This is a genomic window from Corynebacterium sp. KPL2838 (genome assembly GCF_040225455.1).
GTDB lineage: Bacteria > Actinomycetota > Actinomycetes > Mycobacteriales > Mycobacteriaceae > Corynebacterium > Corynebacterium rhinophilum.
Genome location: NZ_JBEHFT010000005.1, coordinates 88929 through 109918, shown reverse-complemented (window position 1 = coordinate 109918; position 20990 = coordinate 88929). Strand labels below are relative to the sequence as shown.

Here is a 20990-nt window from a genome sequence, read left to right as displayed (position 1 = left end):
GTGGGCATGGAAAAATCCCCCTCCTCTCAAGTGCGCTTTATCCCCGTTCATTCCACTCTCTACCCCTGGCTCGTCACGATTTTCGTCGTGACGTTTTTGATTTCTAATATCAACGCCACCAAGGGCGTCCAGCTCGGACCGCTCGTGACCGATGGCGCCTTCTTCCTCTTCCCGCTGGCCTATATCGTGGGCGACGTTTTATCCGAGTGCTACGGCTTCAAGTCCACCCGGCGCGCCATCTACATCGGCTTTGCGATGGCCCTGCTCGCCGTGGTGTGTTTCTACATCGCCATCTGGCTGCCCGCGGCGGATTTCTATGAGGGCCAGGAGGCCTTCGCCGCCACGCTGGGCCTGGTGCCGCGCATCGTTTTGGCCTCCCTAGCCGGCTACCTGGTGGGCCAGCTGCTCAACGCATGGACGCTGACCGCGATGAAGAAGCGCAGCGGTGAAAAGGGCCTTTTCTCCCGGCTGATTGCCTCCACCGTGGTGGGCGAGTTTGGCGATACCTTGCTGTTTTGCGCCATCGCCGCGCCCGTCATCGGCATCGACACCACGGGCGGTTTCATCAACTACGTGGTGGTGGGCTTTGTGTGGAAGACGCTGATTGAGGTCGTCCTCTTGCCCATAACCTCCACTGTTATCAAGCTGGTGAAAAAGCGCGAAGATTACCGCGCCTTCGACGCCGCGTAGTAGCGGCCCAGGAATTCATCGCGGTAGTCCTCGTAGTAGCCGCCGTTGATGGCGGCGCGGATATTATCAACTAGCCGCACCATGAATTCCACATTGTGGATGGTGCACAGCGTGCCGGCCAAAAATTCCTTCGCCTTGAGCAGGTGGTGCAGGTAGGCGCGCGAGTAGTTCTCCGTGACGTAGCCGCCAAATTCCTCGTCGATGCCCTTGAAATCCCGCTTGAACCGCGCATTGGTGAGGTTCAAGCGGCCATCGAGGGTGTAGACGCCACCGCGGCGAGCCAGGCGGGTCGGCGCGACGCAATCGAAGGTATCGGCGCCGGCTTCGACCGCGGTGAAGATGTCATCGGGTTCGGAGATGCCGAGCAGGTGGCGCGGTTTATCGTCCGGTAGTTCGTCGCAGACCCAGCCCACGATGGTGCCCAGGTTCTGCTTTTCCAGCGCGCCGCCGATGCCGAAGCCGCCGAAACCGCGCTGGCCCTTCTCCCGCGCGGCGCGGTCCAGGTCCAAGAGCCCGCGGGTGGCCTGGCGGCGCAGGTCCTCGTATTGCGCGCCCTGCACCACGCCCCACAGTGATTGCTTCGGGCGGTGGTAGCGCTCGCGGGTAAGCCGGTCATGTTCCTCTAGGCACCGCTGCGCCCACCGGTGCGTGCGGGCCACGGATTCTTCCTGGTAGGTGCGCGAATCAATGAGCGTGGTCAGCTCGTCAAAGGCGAACATGATGTCCGCGCCCAGCCCGTGCTGAATCTGCATGGATTTTTCGGGCGTAAAGCGGTGCTTGGAGCCATCGATAATCGAGCGGAAATCCACGCCTTCCTCATCTACCTTGGCCATGCGCTCCCTTTTTGCGGCGCGGATATCCTTCTCGGTGAGATCCGCCAAGTCCATGGCGATGACTTTTTTAAACCCCACGCCCAAAGACATGACCTGGAATCCGCCGGAATCGGTGTAGGTCGGCCCGTGCCAGTTCTCGAATTTCGCCACGCCGCCGGCCTCATCCACGATGTCATGGCCCGGCTGCAGGTAGAGGTGATAGGCATTGGACAAAATCGCCTGCGTTCCGGTGGCGCGAATCTGCTCCGGCGTCAACGTCTTCACCGTGGCCTTGGTCGCCACTGGGGTAAACGCCGGGGTGGCGATATCGCCGTGCGGGGTGTGGATAATACCGCTGCGGCCATGCTTGCCGGGGCCTTCGGGCAGGCGCTTATCGATGTCGAAACTTAAGTCCTTCATTCCTTATTTTCCTCTTCTTCCCTGGTCTTCTGACCGTCATCCGCGTGTTGTGCTTCCCATTCTTCCTCAAGCGCGGTGCCTTCGATGTCTACGGTGGGCAGGATCTTATCCAGCCACTTGGGCATCCACCACGTAGCACGGCCCATGAGGAACATGGAGGCGGGGACGAGGGTCATGCGGACAAAGAAGGCATCGAAAAGCACGCCCGCTGCCAAGGCAAAGCCGAAGATCTGGATGAACGGCAGCGGCTGGTTGATAAAGGCCACGAAGACCGAAATCATGATGATGGCGGCGGCCGTCACCACGCGCGCGCCCTGGGTAAAGCCGGTGATGGTGGCCTCATCGACAGCGCTATAGGGCCCCGCCGTGCCCTTCGGATGCCGCGCGATGTGCTCGCGCATGCGGGTGACCAGGAATACCTGATAGTCCATGGCCAAGCCGAAGGTCACGCCGATGAGGAAGATCGGCATGAACGATAGCAGCGGGCCGGGGCCTGGGACGAGGCCCCACAGGCCGTCTTGCCATACCAGCACCGTGAGTCCAAAGGCGCCGCCGACCGAAAGCAGGAAGCCGAGGCCCGCTACCAGCGGCACCAAGAGGGAGCGGAAGACGACGAGCAGCAGCACGATCGCCAGCCCCACAACAATGCTCAAGTAAGGCGCCATCGCATCGCGCAGGCGCTCGGTAATGTCCAACTGCACGGCAGTCAAGCCCGTCAGGCCGATTTCGGTGCCGGTGGTGCCTTCGATCTCCTTGGTGGCAGAGCGCAGCGCGTGCGCGACATTAATGGTTGCGGCTTCCGTTGGCGAGGTTTCCGGGGTCACCATGATTTGTGCCGCGCGCTGGTCCTCGCTGAGTGCAACGATTTGTGCGTGCTTTACCCCGCCGAGCGTCTTCAGCTGATCCGCGGTGTAGAGGAAGGACGCCAGCGCTGCCTTATCTTCGGCGCTGGTCGGCGCGGCGGCGTCTTCCTTATCCTCGACCTCTGCGACGGGGGCGATTTCCGGCTCCGCTGGCTGTTCGCCGGGCTGATCCGCGGGGTGTTCCGCTGGCTGGTCGCCAGGCTGGTCAACAGGGTGTTCTGCGGGGTGATCACCGGGCTGGTCGGCTGGCAGGTCCGTCGGCTGATCGGGCGCCTCGTCGGGCGCGGGCTCAGGCGCGTTGTCAGGCGCATGATCCTCCGGGTTATCGGCGGGCGGCTCGCCGGCGCCTTTTTCGGGTTCGCCATCTCCGCCCTGGGCCGCCACCAATGGGGCGAGTGCGGCGGAATCGGCGTTGATGGTGTGGGCATCGACAACCGCGAGGAACGGCCCGTTGACGCCGGGGCCGAAGCCCTCGGCCATCAGGTCGGCAGCCTTGCGCTGGGTGGTATCGGGATTCGAGGTGGTATCGGCAGGCAGCGCCAGCTCCATGTGGAGCACGGGGGCGGTCATGGCGCCGAGGGAGAGGACGACGAGGGCCATCGCCAAGCCGGGCACCTTTTGTACCAGTCGTACCCAGCGATGGCCCATGGTTGGGCCGCGGCGCACCTTTCCCTTGCGGGAAGGGTTGCCGGCCACGCCGGGGATGCGGCCGCTAAACGCCTTGTCCCCCAAAAGCCCGAGCATCGCGGGGATGAGCGTGAGGGAGACAAGGACGGCGATAGCCACGGTTGTCGCGGCGGAAAGCCCCATCGCGGTGAGGAATTCGATGCGCGCAATGAGCAGGGCAAAAAGCGCGGTAAAAACGGTGGTTCCGGCAAAGACCACGGAAGAGCCCGCCGTTCCTGCCGCCATACCGGCTGCTTCTGGGGCGGACATGCGGGCCCGCTCGGCACGGTAGCGGGACAGGATAAACAGCGCATAGTCGATGCCCACCGCCAGGCCAATCATGATGGCCAGCACCGGCGTCATATTGTTGAGCTCTATCCAGTGCGTGGTAATCAGCATGCCGCATGCACCCAGGCCGACCCCGATGACGGCGGAAATCAGCGGCATTCCAGAAGCGACCAGGGAACCGAAGGTAAAGATGAGAACAAGGAAGGCCACGCCAAGACCGATGATCTCGGAAGTGGAATTGACCCGAATCTCATCGCCAAACCCGGCGCCGCCGGCCTCAACGGTAAGCCCCTGCTGCCTGCCGATGTCCATCGCTTCCGTCACGATGTCCTTATCGGCCTGATCCACGCTATAGGGCGATTCGGCATCAAAATCGAAGGTGGTATAGGCAATGGTCTCATCCTCATTGACCATGGCGAGGTTATCGGCATCGGCACGCGCGGACGATTCCGGCAGCCCCATCTCCGTGAACTGGTGGACGACCTCATCCTGCAGCCGCGGCGAAACCTCAAGCGGGTTGCCAAAGCGCATGGTATCGCCCATCTCCAGGTTGTCCTCGAGGTGGGAAATGACCGCGTTGATGGCCTTTTCATTGGCGGGATCCGAGAGCTTTTGGCCCTCCGGGGCTTGGAAGACCAAGTTCACCGATGGGGAGTTGGCGGGGTTTCCGCCTTCCGGGAAAAGGTCCATCGTCTTGTAAGTGGCATCGATGGACGGGGTGCCTTTGATAGCGAACTCGCTCGTCATCGGTTTCATCAACAAGGCGGTAGCGCCGCCGGCGGCGGCCAGTAGGACCACCCAGGTGACGATGACCTTCCATTTATTGAGGAATGACCAGCGCCCGAGCCGGTAGAGGAGTTTAGCCACGGGAAAATGTACCTTCGCATTCGCGTAGTCGGACGGATTTAGCTTCGCCCTAGTGTAGTTGCCGTGCCCCTTATTCCCTATTATTTAGCCGCCATACAGCCCGTATTCACAGACGATGCCAAGGCGGCGGACCAAAAAGAACCGTGGCCATTTAATGCAGTCAAGGACTAGATCGGGTGGCCACGGCGGAGCGGCGTAGACAATGCAGCCGCGAGAGAGCGCTCGCTGTTTAAACGAACTTCGACAAGCTCAGACCAGGAAGGACGAGGTCAGAGAAGAAAGCGCTGATTTTCTTTACCCGCTCGATAATAGCCGCGACGGTCTCGCCTAGTGTGCCGAAGGAAGAACCGTGGAAAGAAGAACCATCGGCTGCAGCGTTGTCGCCCGAAGGCTTCTTTTCTGGGGTTACCTGGTCAGATGGTTTAGGGTTTTCGGAGGCACCGTCGAATGCCACGGTGAGATCCGAGTTGGCATCGTCAAGCGGTTGCCCCACCGGGTACTTGCCCAAGAAGATGTCGGAGCCCGTCTGGGTCAGCGAGGTGGGGGCATCAGTTGTGGCATAGGTCTTGCCGGTTTCCGGTACCAAGGACTCAGTTAGCGTGAAGGTAGAGATTGCGGCGTCATCGCCAGACAATTCAACCGGCTTGTTCTTAAGCGGGCCCGAGGCGCCCGTAAGCTTATAGTCCGCAGTGATGGTGGCGTTTTGGCCTGCTACTTCTACCTTGATATCCGAGAATGTGAGATCGACACCGTAGGAACCATTAGGGCCAAAGCCTGGATAGCCCTGAATGTGCACGGTTCCCTGAGTGCCAATAGTGCCGTTTCCCTCAGCATCCAGCGTGGTGTGGGACGCATCGACCGGGAAGGTGAAGTCCTTTCCTATCTTCTCCGCACCGTCGGTGGTATTGATTACGCCTTTGGCAAGCGGGCTGGTGTCCACGTGGTGAATGAAAGACTCCTTGATGGGCCAGTTCAATTGGCCAGATTCCACGGCGGGGACAGTGGCTGGAGCCTCATCGGCAGAGGCTACTGGGGTGGTGACGGCGCCGAATGCAACCGCTCCAGCGGCGATGACGGATATTGTTTTCATGAATTTCTCCTCTTGAGAGCAATGGTGAAGCTTTACCTAAAGGATTAGGCGAGCCTTACCTTAATTGGAAAATTAGAAAAAGTAAATCAGTGGCGCTTATCAAGCTCGGCGAAGATCCCCGAGTTGAAAGCAAATGCGCGCTGCGCCTCCGAGAGCAAAGCCTCGCGCTGTTCCGCGGTCAGCATGAGGCCGTCAAGGCGTTCGCGGTACCCCTTGCGGTACGGCGGAATCTTGCCAATGGCGCTGAAGTCATAAAAGTTCAGCGCATCCGGTTCGATGTCATAAAGGGCGCCGAGGCGCGCGGCAATCACCTGGCCGCCGGAGACGTCACCGAGATACCGAACATAGTGATGGGCCACCACTTCTACCGCACTGCCGGACACCTCTTCTAGGCGGGCAACGTAGGATGCTGTGGCCGGCAGGATCCGGATCTTTTCACGCCAGTCGGCGCCTACGAGCGCCGCCAGATCCGCCTCCAGAGCGAAGCGCCGCTCAAGGCGTGGATCTGCCACCGCACCGGCGATTGGAGTATGTGCCACACTACGGACTGCACGCTCCAGAGACTCATAGACAAACCACAGCTGACCACTTAAATCGGCGGCGGCCCCAGCGCTCAACTGGCCTGACATGAGTCGCTGCATAAACGCCGAGCCCTCCGCATTCTCATGGGCGTGGGCGGTCTCCTCACGCAATGCGACGGATAACGGTTTCTTAAGCGTCACAGTCACTGACTTCCTCCAAAGTAATGCTTACCTAATGTCTCAATATAAATTTAAGGTTAGGCAATCCTTATTTACAAGGCTTGTGGGAAGAAATCAACCAAAAGAACTAACTCCCTACCCCACCGCCTGCGGTGCGCGCGGCTTCGGGATGCGGCTGCCGACACCGCCCGCGCCGCTGACCCCCTATTATCGGATCAGCAGCTTGTTATCGGTGGAGTAGAGCACGCACGCTCTCAAGGGCGCCCGACTTTATAAACGCCTGCCCAAGAATGGCAAACATGCTGCCAATGGTTGCCACGCCCAAGATGTAGTTCCACACCTTGGCGAAACTAGAACCGGAGGGAGTGTCCTTCTCTGGCTTATCAGTTCCCGGCTTCTTAGACTCCGAAGTCTCAGGGCTCTTTGGAGTCTCCGGCTTCTTCGGCGGTGCCGGGGTCTGTGAGGTCGCTGGTGGCTGCGGAGCTGGATTGTCCTTCGGTGGCTGACTTTGTGGCTGCTCTTCCTTTTCCGGCGCAGCTACCGGCGGCTGCAGAGCAGGTTCGTTCTGCGGCATTTCATCCTTCTTTTGGCCGCAACCAGGAGAAACCTTGAGGGTTAGGTGGGCATCATCAAGCTCAGGCTTGTTCTCTGAGCTATACATGCCCATGAAAAGTTGGTCTACGCCCTCGATTTTTCCATCTTTTGTCCCCTGCTGCTCCTTGTACCGCACATCGCTGACAGAAAGGGTCAGCGTGTCTCCCTCCTTGGTCCATCGCGCCGTGCCGTGGCCAAAGATCCCATCCCCAGTGCGCTTATTAGCGTCGATGTGGTCGTCCACGGTGTATTGAAGCATATTCTTACCCTCTACGTGATAGACCTCGTAGCCGGAACCGAGCTGGGCTTCATTACCGGAGGTCTTGATGAAAGGTGCCACTACCGTGGAATGCAGAGCTCCGTGGTGACCGGTGAACGTTATCGAGGAGTCTTTGCTCTCGATATTGGACGACACCACATTGCCCTCCTCATCTACCGTTACCGTAGAGGTTTCAGGATCGACCTCGAAGCCGAAAGAGAAATCCTTCCCCTTAGGATCACCGGTTTGCGTCACTGGGCCACTAGTGGACCAATCACCAGCAGCGAAACCGGTTTTGAGATAGGAACGCCACGAGTACTTGATGCCCCAGTTCAAGGACCCGGATTCGATGGTGCAGGTTTCTTCCGCAGAAGCGTGTGGCACGGTAAGCGCGGTCGCCGCGAGAGCGGTGACCACTACTTTCTTAAACATGGAAATCCTCCAATTTATGCGAGAAGAGTGGGTTAATGGTGGGCGTGGCACGTTGTGGATGTACCTGCAGCCCATCGACGGATATCGGCCAGCCATACACTTGAGACAATGTGGGACTGGTAAAGACCTCATCTACGCGCCCTTGGGCTGCTGCTCCCCCGCACGACAGACATACGAGATGATCGCAATATGCTGCTGCCGCGTTGAGGTCGTGCAGCACCACGAGGACGGCGACGCCTGCCTCGCGAGCAAGGGCTTTCACTGAGCCCAGCAGTTGTTCTTGGTGCCGGATATCCAGCGCGGCCGTTGGCTCATCGAGCAAGATAATCGGGGTGTTTTGAGCAAGCACCCGTGCGAAGGCCGCGCGGGCGCGCTCACCACCAGACAACGTGCTGATGTCTCGGCCCGCTAGGTGCGCGACGCCGGCGGCATCGAGGGCGGCGTCAATAAAGTCATCGTCGAGGTCTGCGTAGGCAGTTCCTTCCCACGGGCGGCGCCCCATCGCAACGACATCGCGAACAAGGAATTCGAAGGACACCGAGACGTCTTGAAGCATCACCGCACGCGTGCGCGCGAGCTCTCGCGCTGGCGCCTTGGGCGATAACCCACCCACGGTGATCTCACCGGAATAGTCGATGTCCCCAGCCACGGCAGCTAGGACGGTGGATTTGCCGGCGCCGTTCGGACCGATAAGTCCTGTAACTTCGCCCGCTTGAGCGGTGAAGGATACCTGGTCCACGAGGGTGTGCTCCCCCACGCGAACGGTTAAGTCTTTAGCGTTTATCATCAGTGCACTCCTTTGCGCATCATGCGACGCAGCAAGATGAAGAACGTTGGCCCACCCACCAGGGCGGTGAAAATGCCGATGGGAAGATCCGCAAAAGGAATCATCGTGCGCGCTGCCACGTCGGCGAAACCAATGAGTACAGCGCCGCCAAGGGCGGAAGCCGGCAGCAGGATGCGGTTTTCTGGTCCGACGATGCTGCGCAGCAGGTGGGGAACGATAAGTCCCACAAAGCCAATGAGGCCGGCGAAGGAAACGGCCGCGGCGGTCAGCACTGCCGATGCCACGATCGCCACGATGCGCAGCCGCGGCACGTTCACGCCGGCATGTGCGGCGGCGCGCTCGCCGAGCGCGAGGACGTCCAACTGCTTGCCCAGGCGCAAGGCCACTGCGAGGCCAACCACCACGATGGGCAGTACCGCCCAGACGTGTTTCCACTGCGAGCCGTTGAGGGAGCCCATCTGCCAGAAAATGATCGCTTCGCGGTTGGCGGTCGGCGCCAAGTACACCATGAAAGAGATGATGGCGTTGCATACCGCATTGATAGCGATGCCGGTGAGAATCAGGTGTACCACGGCCACGCGCCCGTTGTAGCGCGCCAGCTGATAAATGATGAAGGTAACCAGTAACGCGGTCAGGAAGGCTGCCGCGGGAACAGTAAAGGTACCGAAGAACTCGATATTGAAGACAATGACCACGGCCGCACCAACGCCCGCACCAGAGGTAACGCCGATAATGGAGGGTTCTGCCAAAGGGTTGGCGAACACCGCCTGCATCAGCGTACCGGCCACGCCCAAGGCCGCGCCCACCACAAGCCCTAATACCAAGCGCGGTAGGCGGATGTCCCACACCACGCTTGCGGTCAAGGAATCCTCACCGTGCCCGGCTGCCAAAATGGGGAAGAGATCAGACAGCGGTACATAGTATTGCCCCAGCACGACGGAGATGAGCGCCGCGAGCACGGTGAGAATCCCCAGGAGTACGAATACCCAAGTGCGCTGCGTGCGGCGGCGCGCGAAGGTGTCCGTGCCCTTACTCATTGTCCGGGTCATACACAGCCTTTGCTAGCTTCACCAGCGTTTGCCCTGTCATGGGACCAAATGCCAACGATTGGCCGTCCGGGATAGTCACGATGCGCTTCTTCTGGCCGGCGGTGGTCTGAGCAACGCCGGGCCGCTCCAGCAAGCCGTCAATGCCGCCGGTGGATTCCAGGCCATTAGTCATCATGATGATCACCTCTGGATTGATGCGCGCCAGCGCCTCAGCATTAGCAGGTTCTGCATGGGAAAGGTTGTTTTCTGCAGCCAGATCCACGCCGCCGATGCCTTCAATCAGGTCTTGCGCACCGGTACCGTCACCCATGATGAAGAAAACGCCGCCGTTTCCGCGCGCATAGAGAAACGCCATGCGCATCGGATCATCGGGAACCAACTCTTTGATGGCTCCCTTTGCCTCGTCGATTTCCTTGGTAGATCGTTCGGCTAGCTCGCGTGCTTCGTCGGGCAAGCCGAGGGCATCGCCAAGCGTGGTGATGTCCTCGCCCACCGAATCGATGGTGCGCTCAGGTTCCATCACCACGGTGGTGACACCCGCCGCCCGGATTTGATCGATGGCATCGCGCGGGCCAATGGAGTGATCCACAATGACGAGCGTCGGCTGCAGCTCCAGCACCGCCTCCACGTTGATATTGTGGCCGCCTTCGGTCACCACCGGGAGATCCGCCAGGTTGGGCTCGGTAGAAGAAACTGTGCGGCCGACGATATTATCCGCAAGCCCCAAGCCGCTAAGAGTCTTGGTATAGGTGCCATAGATATCCAACGCGAGGATGCGGGAGGCATCGGTGACAGTGACGTCATTACCATCGGCATCGGTAAGCTCCACCGGAAGCGCCGGCTCTGCCTTATCAGTAACCGGCTCGATATCGTCAAAATCCTTGACATCGCTGACACCTTCAAAGGATCTGGGGTCCGAGAGATCGGCGGGATCCGGTAGCTGATCGGTATAGCTTCCCTGCACACCGCACGCGGTAAGGCTGAAGATGCACAGGAATGGCACGAGGAAACGAAGAACGAGTTTCACGGCAATCTTTCTAAGAGTTGTTCATGACAAGCCGGCTGGTGGAGCCACCGGCGATGATCAATCCGACGATGAAGAGCAGTAGATAGGTGGTCGGGTTATCTAGGCCCCCGCCGGGAGACGTCGCGGACTTGACCTTGAATTTGTTCGATCCGTCCTCGTATCCCTGCCCCGAGTCACCGGCTAGCGCTGAGTCCCCGGCTGCGGCATGCGCGCCGCCTTTGGAACCAGAGCTGCCCTTTCCGTTTCCGCCCGCGCCTGATCCGTCGGATCCGGAACCTGAGCTAGAACTGCCGCCACCGGATACGGCGCCGCAATCAGCGCTTCCGCCCAAGGTGGCGTGGAAGCTCAGCGGATCCAACTGGGTGCCTGGTTCATAGAACTCAGCGAGTGCCTGGGAACCGGCCTCAGAAAGCGATACCGCAGCTTCACCGGACACTTCGTCCGTGCCGACGTCGAGGGAATTAAAACTCAAGGTGCCAATAACAGTGCGCCCAAAGTCTTTCTTCTTGCCTTCCATATTGGAAGAGCGCACGTCAGCGATAAGCTCGCCAGAATTGCCGTTGAAGGTGATTTCCAGATTGGCGATGTTGAGGTCCAGCTTGCCGTGGTGCCCGGTGAACTGCATGCTTCCGCCATATTGCACGGAGCCCGCGCCATCTTTTACGGCACCGGAGTTACCCGTGAATTGGAAACGTCCATTGTCATAGCCAACACCAGAGAGATCCCATCGGCCTTGGGCAATGGATCCGGTGATATAGGACTGGAAGGATTTCTTTAACCCCCACTGAGCAGTGGCTTGCGTAACCCCAGTGGCCTCACAGACGGCATCGCCCCCGCCAGATGCTTCCGCACCTGAATTACCTGAGCCCGGGGCACCGGAGTTCGCAGTTCCAGAGTGCGCAGGACCAGATCCCGCTGCTTTGCCAGTTCCTGAGGCACCGCCGCCTCCGCCCGAACCAGAGTTACTCGGTGATGAATTTCCCGCTGCAGAGTTAGTAGAAGCCGAGTTTCCTCCAGTGGAGTTCGACGTACCCGAAGCAGAACCATCCGAATTCGAGTTCGATCCGCCCCGATTGTTGAAAGACTCCAACTCATCCAGGAACGCCTGGGTATTGCCCATGAACGTAGTAATCCCGTTCATCGTGTCATTGGTTTCAGACAGGATGTCCATGGCTTCCTTGTTAAAGCCCGTGAAGGAACCCGTAATGGACGTCAAGGGACGCTTCTCACCGGAACCGGAGCCAGATCCGGAACCAGATCCGGAGCACGAGCCATCAAGCGCAATGCTGCCAGAGGACGGATCTAAGGCTTCGCCTGGCTGGTAGAAACCGGTGAAAAGCTTGGCCCCGCCGGAGGTCAGAGTGGCAGATCCAGACAAATCAACCTTTCCGGCACCATCTTTGACGGGGTTGGCCAGATTAATGGTGGCGATTACCTCATCATTGCCTTGGATCTTTTTACCGCGGCTGAGTTCTTGGCGGTTCATCTCATAGGAGACGTAGTCCACGGAAATCTGCGCTTGCTTACCAGAGGCCTTGACCTTGAAGTCCGACATCGTCATGTCCAAGACCCCATCGTGACCGGTAAAGTTCAGCGTTCCATTGAACGGAATCGTGACGTTTCCACCAGACGCATCGGGCTTTCCTGCAGTAAAGACGAACGCACCATCGCCCTGTTCGTCGCCTGTAAATCCAATGCCGTTGGCACCCCATCCACCGTGGGCGATATTGCCTTTGACGTAGCTGCGGAATGACTGCTTGATGCCCCATTTCCATGTACAGGATTCATCTGCGTGGGCAACCGGGGCAGAAGACAAAAGTGGGGCGAATGCCGCGACGAGGAAAGCAGCGACGATAATACCGAATGCCGACTTCCACAGTTTTCCAATCATGTTGAGAACCTTGTTTTCGTGCCTAAAAATGTTATAGGCTAAGCTTGCCTAAGTGAAGTAAGTGTATCCTGACCTAACTTCTTTTGATTGTCAATAAACCACCCCCTATAAGAAACAAAAATGCACAACGACCCCCGCAAAGACATCTTCAACAGTATCTATCCAGATGTCGATCCCACACAGAACTTCCCACTCACGATCGGTGAACGCTTGTCCTTAGCGCTTTCCGTCGGCGTATTCATGTTCGGCGGCGTAAGCGGCAACCTGCTCATTGCGGGTATCGGTTTGGCCTTTGTGGTCGCCTGTTCCTTGGCGCTTGCACGTAAAACGCCGCGCCGCATCCGTGCAGAGGCGCGCAGCCGATTCCCCCGGGAACCGTGGGCCGAACAACCCAGCCTTCTCGTACCCGCCGTATGGATCGTCATCGCAGTAATCGCTGCCCTGGCGTGGTGGTTCACCCCCGTGAAATACCTCGCGTGGAGCGCGGGCGCCATGGCCGTCATCGCTGCCGTCGTGACGTGGTTCCTCCCCACCCTGCAGCGCCGCCGCGCGCGGGCTGCGCGCACAAAGCACGACGCTTAAGTCACCCCAAAACTCCCCGCCGAAGAAAACTAAAATAAGCCCCAACCTGCATCAACAGGTCGGGGCCTTGCGCGGTGGCGGCGGGATTTGAACCCGCGGTTGGGGGTTACCCAACAATCGCTTTCGAGGCGATCACCTTCGGCCGCTCGGACACGCCACCGCGTTCCAGATTACGGGAGGACCCCCGATGCAACAAAATCGCCGCGCCAGCACTAAGCCAGCGCAGCGATTTCGCTATAAAGGACTATAAAATTAGTCCTTCTTCAGGCCACCGATGATGTCGTTAGCCTTGTCCTTGATGCTGTCAGCAGCATCGGACAGCTTGTCCTTAGCCTCGGAAGCGACCTGATCGGCCTTGCCCTCGTTGGCTACGTCTTCGTTACCGGTTGCCTCGCCGAAAGCTTCCTTTGCCTTGCCTGCGAGGTCGTCCTTCTTGTTTTCCAAATCGCCCATTTTCTCTCTCCTTAAATGAGTCGCTTACAGTGCGACAGCTACTATACCCACTTTTCGCGCAATGTGGTGAAAAATTTTTCTAGCAACGCCACGCAGTCCTCTTCAAGCATGCCGCCGCGGACCTGTGGGGTAAAGGGTGCGGTGGGGGCACGCAGGACATCGACAAGCGAGCCACACGCACCCGTCTTCGGCTCAAAGGCGCCAAAAACCAGCGAGCTCACCCGCGCGGCTTGCAGGGCACCGGCGCACATGGCGCAGGGCTCCAAGGTGACCACGAGCTCGCAGCCGGTCAGGCGCCACCCATCGCCGTGGACGCGCACCGCCTGGCGGATAGCCTCGACCTCGGCGTGGGCGGTGGGATCGCGCAATTGCTCGCGGCGGTTGACGCCGGTGGCGAGCTCGCGGCCGGTGGCATCGTAAAGCACCGCCCCAACCGGCACATCGCCGGCGGGGGTCTGGCGCGCCACTGCGAGGGCGCGCTGCATGCGTTCCTGCGCGCGCTGCAGGGGCTTAGGCGTTATCAATGACGTCTTCTAGCTCATCCCCAAAGCCCAGGTCGCCGGCAATGCGCAGGAGCATATCGGAGGGCCAATCGTCCTCATCGTCGATGATATAGCCCACTTGATCCTCGGATAGGCCCAGATCAGCGAAGATATCGAAGTCGCCCTCGCCGTAGGGTTCGGCCTCTTCCGGGTCCACGTCTGGAATCTCATAGTCATTGAGCTCCATGAAGTCCGCGGCAAAGTCATCGTCAACGCCGTAGGTGGCGTCCGAAATTAGCATTTTCACCCCGCCGGGCACGGGCCGCACGGCAATGAAGTAGGCGTCTTCGACGCAGAGAAGGGCGAAAGCCGCGCCTTCGGAGCGCAGGGCGCGCACCGCGGTGATGGAGGTTTGCGGGTCCTCAAAGTCATCATCGAAGCTGCGCACGACCCATTGTCCCTCGTTGCGGGCGACGGTAACCGCGAAAGAGTAATTTTCGTTGCTCATACCTCGTGAGATTAGTCGTGTTGTGCCACAATTGTCACCGTGAGTTCTCAAGATGTTCAACGCCCCATCTGCATTATCGGCCTCGGCCTCATCGGTGGTTCCTTGCTGCGCGATCTCGCGGGCTATAACCACGACGTATTTGGATACAACCACTCGACGTCCGCCGCTCGCACCGCAGTCAAGCAGGGGTTTGACGTCAATGATGACTTGCCCGCGGTGCTTAACCGCGCCGAGGTTGAAGAGGCGCTCATTGTGATCGCCGTTCCCATGACCGCGGTGGGCAGCGTCTTGGATGCCATTCAGGAACACGCCCCTAGCTGCGGCATTACGGACGTGGTCTCCGTGAAAACCCCCGTGCGCCAGCAGGTCTGTGACCGCGGCATGGAGGATCGCTACGTGGGCGGGCACCCCATGGCGGGTACCTCGAAATCTGGGTGGGATCACTCCCAGACGGGGCTTTTCCGCCGCGCCGCGTGGGGCATTACCTACGATTACGCCGCCGAGTATGAGGCGCGCGGGGAAAAGATCCCTAAGAAATGGATTGAGACTTTTACAGACGTCGTGCGCATGACCCAGATGGTGCATGCAGAGGCCGTGCCCATCCGTGTGGCCAACCACGATGCGGCGGTCGCCCGCATTTCCCACCTGCCGCATATCTTTGCGGAGACCCTGGCCACGGTGGGCGATAATGGCGGCATTTTGGCACAGTCCCTGTCCGCCGGTTCCTTCAAGGATGCGACCCGGGTGGCCGGAACCCGCCCGGATCTCGTGCGGCAGATGTGCGAGACCAATGCCCCGGCCCTGGTAGAGGCCTTGGATGAGGCGCTGGAGCTGCTTCACGATGCCCGGGAGAAGCTCGCCACCCCCGAGCCTTCCATCGCCGAGCTTGCCGATGCCGGCTACCGCGCCCGCACCCGCATCGAGGCCAGGTCGGGCGCGCGCAAGGAATCGGTCTCCCCGGTCAAGATTTCCTCTCGCCCGGTGCTGCGCCTGCACCCCGGTGGCCCGAAGTGGGTGGCGCAGCTGCGCCAGACCGAGTCCTTGGGCGGGCGCATCGAGATTTTTTAGCGGCGCGACTTGCGGGCGGCACCGTTGCCAGCACCGGTAGCGAAGGTGCGCGCGGCCGCCGCGGCACCGATAAGGCCAATGGCCGCTACCGTGAAGTAGATCCACGGGCGGTCGCCGCTGGTCTGCGGCGTTGCCTGCGGGGTAGGCGTGGTCTCCGCGGTCAAGATGGCGTCCTTATCCTTGCCGCTAATCACGCCGTCTACCCAGTCCTTGGTGCCGGCGAGCGTGGTGATAGCCGCGCTTGGGGAGGGCAAATCCGGGTCCGCATTGGAAGTACCCGCGGTAGCTAGGCCCGCAAGCTTTCCACCCACGAAGAACGGTCCGCCGGAATCGCCGCCCTGCATGCCGGCATTACCGGTGGAGTGGACATCGAGGATCGGGCTGCTGATCATCGGGGCCATGCCGCCTTGGCCAGGTTGCATTACTTCCCCACCGTTGCCGTCAGGCTTGACTATCTGCGGCTGCTCGGCGCCCGGCTTGGTGGCACCCGGCGAGACCACCTTGGGCTTATCCGATCCCGAACCAGATCCCGGCATCATGGCGCCGGGCATCGCCTCTTCGGCGGGCACGGATTCGTAGCCTTCAGGAACCTTCATGCCGGCATCCGGCTTGGAGCCGCCCGGCATCTTGAGGCCGGGCATGGCTTCCTCAGCGGGAACGGACTCGTAGCCTTCCGGGGCCTCTTTATCGGCGCCTGGCTTCTGTGCGGCGTCATCGCTTGGCCCGCCGCCTAGAATTTCGGAGACCTTCATCTCTGCCATCGGCAGCTGTCCCTTGCGCGCCATGGAGGAGCTACTGCTCCAGCCATACAGGGCACCAAGGTCGCCGGTCTCTGGAAGATCGGTAGAGATCTTGGCCGGCTTGATATCGGTGACGGGCTCGGTGAGGTGGAGCAATCCGGCGTCGGAAAGCGGGGACAGCGCCCACGAATCCGCGTCATAGACCTTGCCTCCCAGGCGGGCCTGGGTGCCTTCGTTATTGACGGACTCCAGGCAGTGGCGGGCGGTAAGCACCCACTGCTTATCCACCAGCGTGCCGGTGCAGTCACCGAAGTTGCCTATGCGGCCCATCTTGAGCGCGGCGACGGTCTGGGACTCGGCGTTATCGGGGGCGGGTTCGCCGTGCTCAAGGGCGCTGGCGGGGGCCGCCAACATCCCGATGATGCCGGCGGTGGTCAAAGCGGTAGCAAATTTACGCGACATTTTAGTCCTTCTTTCCAGCAGGAACGGCGAGTTTAACGGCGGTGGAGACGGCCTTTTCGAGGGGGCCTTGGCCCAGGAATTTCCGCCAGATGGTGGCGAGCACGAGGAATAGGCCAATAAATGCCCACGCCCACGCGGTGTTGTGCAGTGAGATGTTGCTTTGCCAGTAATAAGCGGAAAGCACGTGCAAGACATAAACGGTCAGGGACATCGTGCCCATTGCGGCCAAGGGGTAGACGAGCTTGGGTACCGCGCTGCCGATGAGCAGGCACAGGTGCAGCACCACTGCTGCCACTGCAACGGAGAGCAGGATTTCGCCCGCTACGCCGGTGTGGCCGGTAAAGCGCAGCCAGCTGGGCATATCCGGCTCGAAGCGGAAGTAGGTGCCAACCGCGGCAATCACCGCGCTGGCTGCGGTAACAATCCACTGCAGCGCTGTGCGGAAGCTACCTGGGCGGATGTAGACCTCAAAGAGCAGCATGCCGGCGATGAAATACGCGATCCATGCCAGCAGCGGATAGACCTGCGGCAGGGTAAACGGCGCGTAGTGCACGGTTGAGGCGATGGCGGCGACGAAGAACAGGGCCAGCTTCCACCACATGTTCAGCGGTGGCACCCAGGAGACCACCATCATGGTGATACCCATAGCAACGAGCACGACCTGAATCTGCCCGCCAACCGGGAGCAGTGCCAGTCCGATAAGCGTAATGATGGCGCCACGGGCAATCAGGCGCAGCAGCGTCTGTACGGAATAGTTCTTGCCGATGAGCATCATCGTCGCGCCGGCGACAATGGCAAATAGGGCGGCCGGAAGGCCCGACAATATGACCTTGGTGCTCCATACCAACGAGGCCATGTGCAAAATAATCATGCCAATAATGGCAAGTGAACGAGCCAAATCCAGCCCGACGATGCGCGATGATGTACTCACCTAGCACTCTCCTTCACGATGTGATGGGACGCAGCGGTCTCCACCACGGCCCATGTTTTTTAACGACTCCCTTTTTCTACAACGGAAGTCTGGGAGGTTGCTGTATCAACACTTTACATGTCCTGTACCTTATAAATGCCGTCATTGGCCCAACCAATCCCGCGAGCCCACTTTCCTGCGAACCACGCAGGATCGCACCCAATCTCCCGGCCTCAACGCGCTCCGGAGGAGCCCGCCGTAGCTCGCATCACTGGCGACTACGCGCAATTAATTCACCCCAGAAACCCGCACCTACCTGCTATTTTGCTATAGCTAATCGATTGCCTCCTCCATACTTATACCCTGATAATTTCTTTCCTGCCAGGACGCTTCCTGGCACCTATGAAAAGCGCACAAACTGTCTGGCAAATGAACACGAAGTTGAGCCACTCTTCGTTTCTCCCTTCTAAGTCAACCGAGGTTCCATCCACTAGTGTGGAGTATCTGTAACCCGTGGTAGGGCCTGACCCTCAGAAATTGGAGACACCACGCTACCGGACGCAACCTACTGGGAGAGGAGCTTGAGGTTTGGAAGATAAAGACCGCGAAAACCGGGCCTCCAATAAACAACCGAGCCGAAAAGCCACTAACCGGATTACTCTCCCTTACGGAGGTTATTGGCCTTGCGCCAGACTGCGTAAGTTCCCGCAAGGAAAATAACCGCTAAAACTCCGGCAACCCTAAAATAAAATAAGCCGTTTTCTAGCCTGCAGAAGATGTCTGACGATGAGGTAGAATCCGTCTCAGCCAAGGTCTTAGCAACATATATCGCATTCAACCCGCCGATAGCATAACCGAGACAGAGCAACAGCGATACACAAATCGTAATCTTTAGCAGAACCTCTAAGGATGAATTACGTGACACTGTTCTCCTTTATATTCTCCCATTACAAGTAGACGTGCACATTCGGCATTGCCCTTAACGTCAAAATTTTGAAATCCGTCATCGTGCGCATGACCGAAGGAACAATCATTGTGAGTTTTACCTTTGCGCGCCACATGGATCCCGTTTTCGTCCCTGTTTTGGCAGTTCCCACCAAAGACAGTTTTGGCCCCTTCTTGTACCCCCTATACTGTTTCCGCTTGAGCCATTCCGGACAAGGCAGGAAGTAGCAGCAGAGAAGACAGAAGAGAAGCGGCAGTATATAAAGTTTTGTCCACAACTACCCTTTCTGTACGCGATGACTTACTTAAAGTAACATAAATTGACTTTCGTGGTAATGATTGTCATTATCTAGATTCTGGCGCACATTACGTTATTGGCAGTTCAGGTCTAGGCTCGGATAATGGACACATCGAAGCTCGGGCCTTTTGCCGCTTAGGCTACACCTTGGATTCTAGGGGTCGTTGCAACGATGATGGTTACTTTGGTGTGATACTACCGGTTTGTGTCAGGGCGTTGGTCATGACTTCGGCTGGGGTGCGCCAGTTGAGTGCTTTGCGTGGCTTGTGATTGTGAATGTTGGCGATCATCTCTAGGTCCTCGGCGCTGTAGATGGACAGGTCGCTGTTTTTGGGAAGGTTTCTCCTGAGCCTGCCGTTGGTGTTTTCGTTGCTGCCTCTCTCCCACGGCGATCCTGGATGGCAGAAGTAGATGGGAATGTCAGTGGCCATGGTAAAGGCTTTATGGCCAGCCATTTCACTTCCTTGGTCCCAGGTAATTGATGACCAGATTGCTTTATCGATCCCAGCAACAGCCTTGTGCAGGGCTGTGAATACTTCTTTGCTGGTATGCCTTCCTGCCAGGTGGCCAAGCACAACAAATCGGCTGACGCGTTCTACTAACGTGATCACCGCGGATTGGTTATTTTTACCGAGGATGAGGTCGCCTTCCCAGTGGCCTGGCAAAAGACGTTCAGTAACCTCTTCTGGCCGGTCGTCGATGAGGATCATGTCGTCAACGAAGCGTTGCTGGGCCGGTGTGGTGGTGCGTGTTTAGCGTTTCTTGCGTTTCTTTCTGCCGGTAGGCAAGTCCAAGCCAAGGTCTTTGAGTCTTCCTTTGGACTGTAGATAAAAGGCGTCATAAATCGTTTCGTGACTAATGCGCATGTCCTTATCTGTGGGGTAGTCGATGGGCAGGCGATTGGAAATCTCCTCCGGGGAGCATTGTGCCCGCAATTGTGCGCATACATAGTCCCATAGCCTTTTGTTGGCTAGCAGTTTCGGTATTTTCGGCCGCAACCTACGCGCACAAGCCTTTAACTGGGCGGTTTCTGCACGGTACGGGCCTTCAGCGCTGTGGTTTCTGCGTACTTCACGCTGAATTGACGAAGCACTTCGCCCTAAACGGCGCCCGATTTCCCGCAGCGGCACATGCTCACGAAGAAGGTCGGCGATAATAACGCGTTCTTCAAAGCAAATATAGCGATCACTGATGCGTTTATACGGATCCACACCGCCAGGCAAGGCAGGACGGCGAAGCCGTCCAGATTCGATAACGTCATGGCGTTGGCGCAGCGCTTTCATGAGTCTTTTATACGTGGTGGCATCCTCGCCGACGGGTATGAACTCTTTACGTGGCCCTCCGGATTTGATGAGTCCTTTTTCGAAATCTAAAGACAATCGACGATCAATTCCTACCCCAGCCCCAGCATCACCAACAGGCAAGCTCGCCAACCGAAGGCGTAAGTATTCCACCCTTAACTGTGTTTGGCGGATTTTCCGGGCATACCTCGATAGCCGGATATGGCACCCAGCTTCTGTAGCAACGGCATACGCGGCGGTGGGATGCACCCCACACGTTTTGGCGGCTTGGTGCACCGAAAGTCCGCCTTGAACTAGTTCTACAAGCTGTAAAGCCTGGCTACCGCGGCGATCAACTCGTTTGGCTATATGTATGACTGGCACTCTGTGAGCATGGCAAAAATTCAAAGCATGCACGTAATGACAGCCAAGCTCACCAGCAGCCGAGCGAACGCTACGCCCACTGCCAACCATGGCCACCAAGCCACGACGATCCGACTCAGACAACGAATGAAACGGGCCAACAACTCCAGACACAACAACACCCTCCTAAGGGAAAGTGTTGCAACGACCCTCTGAACTCAAGCACGCCTCGCCCACCCCCGAAAATAAACCTGGAAATAAAAAATCTCGAGGCACCGCCTTGGGAACGATGTCTCGAGATTCGAAATTTTGTGCGCCCGGAGGGATTCGAACCCCCAACCTTCTGATCCGTAGTCAGATGCTCTATCCGTTGAGCTACGGGCGCAGTCCGTTGTGAAGCAGTGCGTATGCTCTGCTGTGCAACGAGAATTTACTATACCCACGGACCCGAAAACTAACAAAT

18 protein-coding genes, 2 tRNA genes and 1 pseudogene are annotated in these 20990 nt (G+C 58.7%); 3 read left to right on the top strand and 18 right to left on the bottom strand.

All coding sequences use genetic code 11. The annotated features are described in order from the left end of the window. Positions 1-6: 6 nt before the first annotated feature. Positions 7-690 (top strand): queuosine precursor transporter, encoded by a 684-nt coding sequence (locus ABRP98_RS03280; protein WP_284796865.1) that lies wholly within the window; start codon positions 7-9, stop codon positions 688-690. Here ABRP98_RS03280 and tgt read toward each other — a convergent pair. From tgt to ABRP98_RS03235, 9 genes are all read right to left on the bottom strand, one after another. Beyond that, positions 666-1922 carry a tRNA guanosine(34) transglycosylase Tgt gene (tgt, locus tag ABRP98_RS03275; RefSeq protein ID WP_349857471.1) on the bottom strand — a complete coding sequence of 419 codons (1257 nt, stop codon included), beginning with the start codon at positions 1920-1922 and terminating at the stop codon, positions 666-668. The two genes, ABRP98_RS03280 and tgt, sit on opposite strands and share 25 nt — an antisense overlap. Further along, the gene (locus ABRP98_RS03270) at positions 1919-4606 is read right to left on the bottom strand and encodes an MMPL family transporter (protein WP_349857469.1); all 2688 of its coding nucleotides are present in this window, start codon (positions 4604-4606) and stop codon (positions 1919-1921) included. The genes tgt and ABRP98_RS03270 overlap by 4 nt, the downstream gene beginning before the upstream one ends. Positions 4607-4835: 229 nt before the next feature. Continuing rightward, positions 4836-5696: an HtaA domain-containing protein gene (locus ABRP98_RS03265; protein ID WP_349857467.1), complete on the bottom strand. Its 861-nt coding sequence runs from the start codon at positions 5694-5696 to the stop codon at positions 4836-4838. Between the two features lie 86 nt (positions 5697-5782). Next, positions 5783-6424: a biliverdin-producing heme oxygenase gene (locus tag ABRP98_RS03260; protein WP_349857465.1), complete on the bottom strand. Its 642-nt coding sequence runs from the start codon at positions 6422-6424 to the stop codon at positions 5783-5785. Positions 6425-6623: 199 nt separating this feature from the next. Further along, positions 6624-7682: an HtaA domain-containing protein gene (locus tag ABRP98_RS03255; protein WP_349857464.1), complete on the bottom strand. Its 1059-nt coding sequence runs from the start codon at positions 7680-7682 to the stop codon at positions 6624-6626. Further along, positions 7675-8469: a heme ABC transporter ATP-binding protein gene (locus ABRP98_RS03250; protein WP_284819645.1), complete on the bottom strand. Its 795-nt coding sequence runs from the start codon at positions 8467-8469 to the stop codon at positions 7675-7677. The genes ABRP98_RS03255 and ABRP98_RS03250 overlap by 8 nt, the downstream gene beginning before the upstream one ends. Continuing rightward, positions 8469-9518: a FecCD family ABC transporter permease gene (locus tag ABRP98_RS03245; RefSeq protein ID WP_410757365.1), complete on the bottom strand. Its 1050-nt coding sequence runs from the start codon at positions 9516-9518 to the stop codon at positions 8469-8471. The genes ABRP98_RS03250 and ABRP98_RS03245 overlap by 1 nt, the downstream gene beginning before the upstream one ends. Continuing rightward, positions 9499-10545 carry a heme/hemin ABC transporter substrate-binding protein gene (locus ABRP98_RS03240; RefSeq protein WP_284819641.1) on the bottom strand — a complete coding sequence of 349 codons (1047 nt, stop codon included), beginning with the start codon at positions 10543-10545 and terminating at the stop codon, positions 9499-9501. Before ABRP98_RS03240 ends, ABRP98_RS03245 begins: the two co-directional genes overlap by 20 nt. A 10-nt stretch (positions 10546-10555) precedes the next feature. Beyond that, entirely contained in the window at positions 10556-12436 is a 1881-nt protein-coding gene (locus ABRP98_RS03235) for an HtaA domain-containing protein (RefSeq protein ID WP_349857461.1), read from the bottom strand. A 120-nt stretch (positions 12437-12556) separates the two neighbouring features. On the opposite strand from ABRP98_RS03235, the gene ABRP98_RS03230 reads away from it, so the two are divergent. Then, positions 12557-13018 carry a hypothetical protein gene (locus ABRP98_RS03230; RefSeq protein ID WP_296090278.1) on the top strand — a complete coding sequence of 154 codons (462 nt, stop codon included), beginning with the start codon at positions 12557-12559 and terminating at the stop codon, positions 13016-13018. 72 nt (positions 13019-13090) lie between these two features. Here ABRP98_RS03230 and ABRP98_RS03225 read toward each other — a convergent pair. The 4 genes from ABRP98_RS03225 to ABRP98_RS03210 form a co-directional block, all read right to left on the bottom strand. After that, positions 13091-13178: transfer RNA gene (locus tag ABRP98_RS03225), tRNA-Ser, on the bottom strand. Between the two features lie 92 nt (positions 13179-13270). Beyond that, positions 13271-13471, bottom strand: coding sequence for a CsbD family protein (locus tag ABRP98_RS03220; RefSeq protein ID WP_005276418.1), 201 nt, complete (start codon positions 13469-13471; stop codon positions 13271-13273). Between the two features lie 41 nt (positions 13472-13512). Continuing rightward, positions 13513-13995, bottom strand: coding sequence for a nucleoside deaminase (locus ABRP98_RS03215; RefSeq protein ID WP_349857458.1), 483 nt, complete (start codon positions 13993-13995; stop codon positions 13513-13515). After that, positions 13982-14461 carry a tRNA adenosine deaminase-associated protein gene (locus ABRP98_RS03210; RefSeq protein WP_023029959.1) on the bottom strand — a complete coding sequence of 160 codons (480 nt, stop codon included), beginning with the start codon at positions 14459-14461 and terminating at the stop codon, positions 13982-13984. Before ABRP98_RS03210 ends, ABRP98_RS03215 begins: the two co-directional genes overlap by 14 nt. 39 nt (positions 14462-14500) lie before the next feature. Here ABRP98_RS03210 and ABRP98_RS03205 point away from each other — a divergent pair, with 39 nt between their 5' ends. Then, complete coding sequence (locus ABRP98_RS03205) at positions 14501-15529, top strand: prephenate dehydrogenase (protein ID WP_349857456.1); 1029 nt, start codon at positions 14501-14503, stop codon at positions 15527-15529. Here the strand turns inward: ABRP98_RS03205 and ABRP98_RS03200 are convergent. The 5 genes and pseudogenes from ABRP98_RS03200 to ABRP98_RS03180 form a co-directional block, all read right to left on the bottom strand. After that, entirely contained in the window at positions 15526-16731 is a 1206-nt protein-coding gene (locus ABRP98_RS03200) for a trypsin-like serine protease (RefSeq protein ID WP_349857454.1), read from the bottom strand. The two genes, ABRP98_RS03205 and ABRP98_RS03200, sit on opposite strands and share 4 nt — an antisense overlap. A 1-nt stretch (position 16732) precedes the next feature. Continuing rightward, positions 16733-17662, bottom strand: a complete 930-nt coding sequence (locus ABRP98_RS03195) for a DUF418 domain-containing protein (protein ID WP_349857452.1) — start codon at positions 17660-17662, stop codon at positions 16733-16735. 1401 nt (positions 17663-19063) lie between these two features. Continuing rightward, positions 19064-19612, bottom strand: a pseudogene (locus tag ABRP98_RS03190) (IS30 family transposase); the annotation flags it as partial. A gap of 24 nt (positions 19613-19636) precedes the next feature. Further along, positions 19637-20338 (bottom strand): helix-turn-helix domain-containing protein, encoded by a 702-nt coding sequence (locus ABRP98_RS03185; protein WP_349857450.1) that lies wholly within the window; start codon positions 20336-20338, stop codon positions 19637-19639. 501 nt (positions 20339-20839) lie between these two features. Then, positions 20840-20912: transfer RNA gene (locus tag ABRP98_RS03180), tRNA-Arg, on the bottom strand. Between the last annotated feature and the right edge of the window lie 78 nt (positions 20913-20990).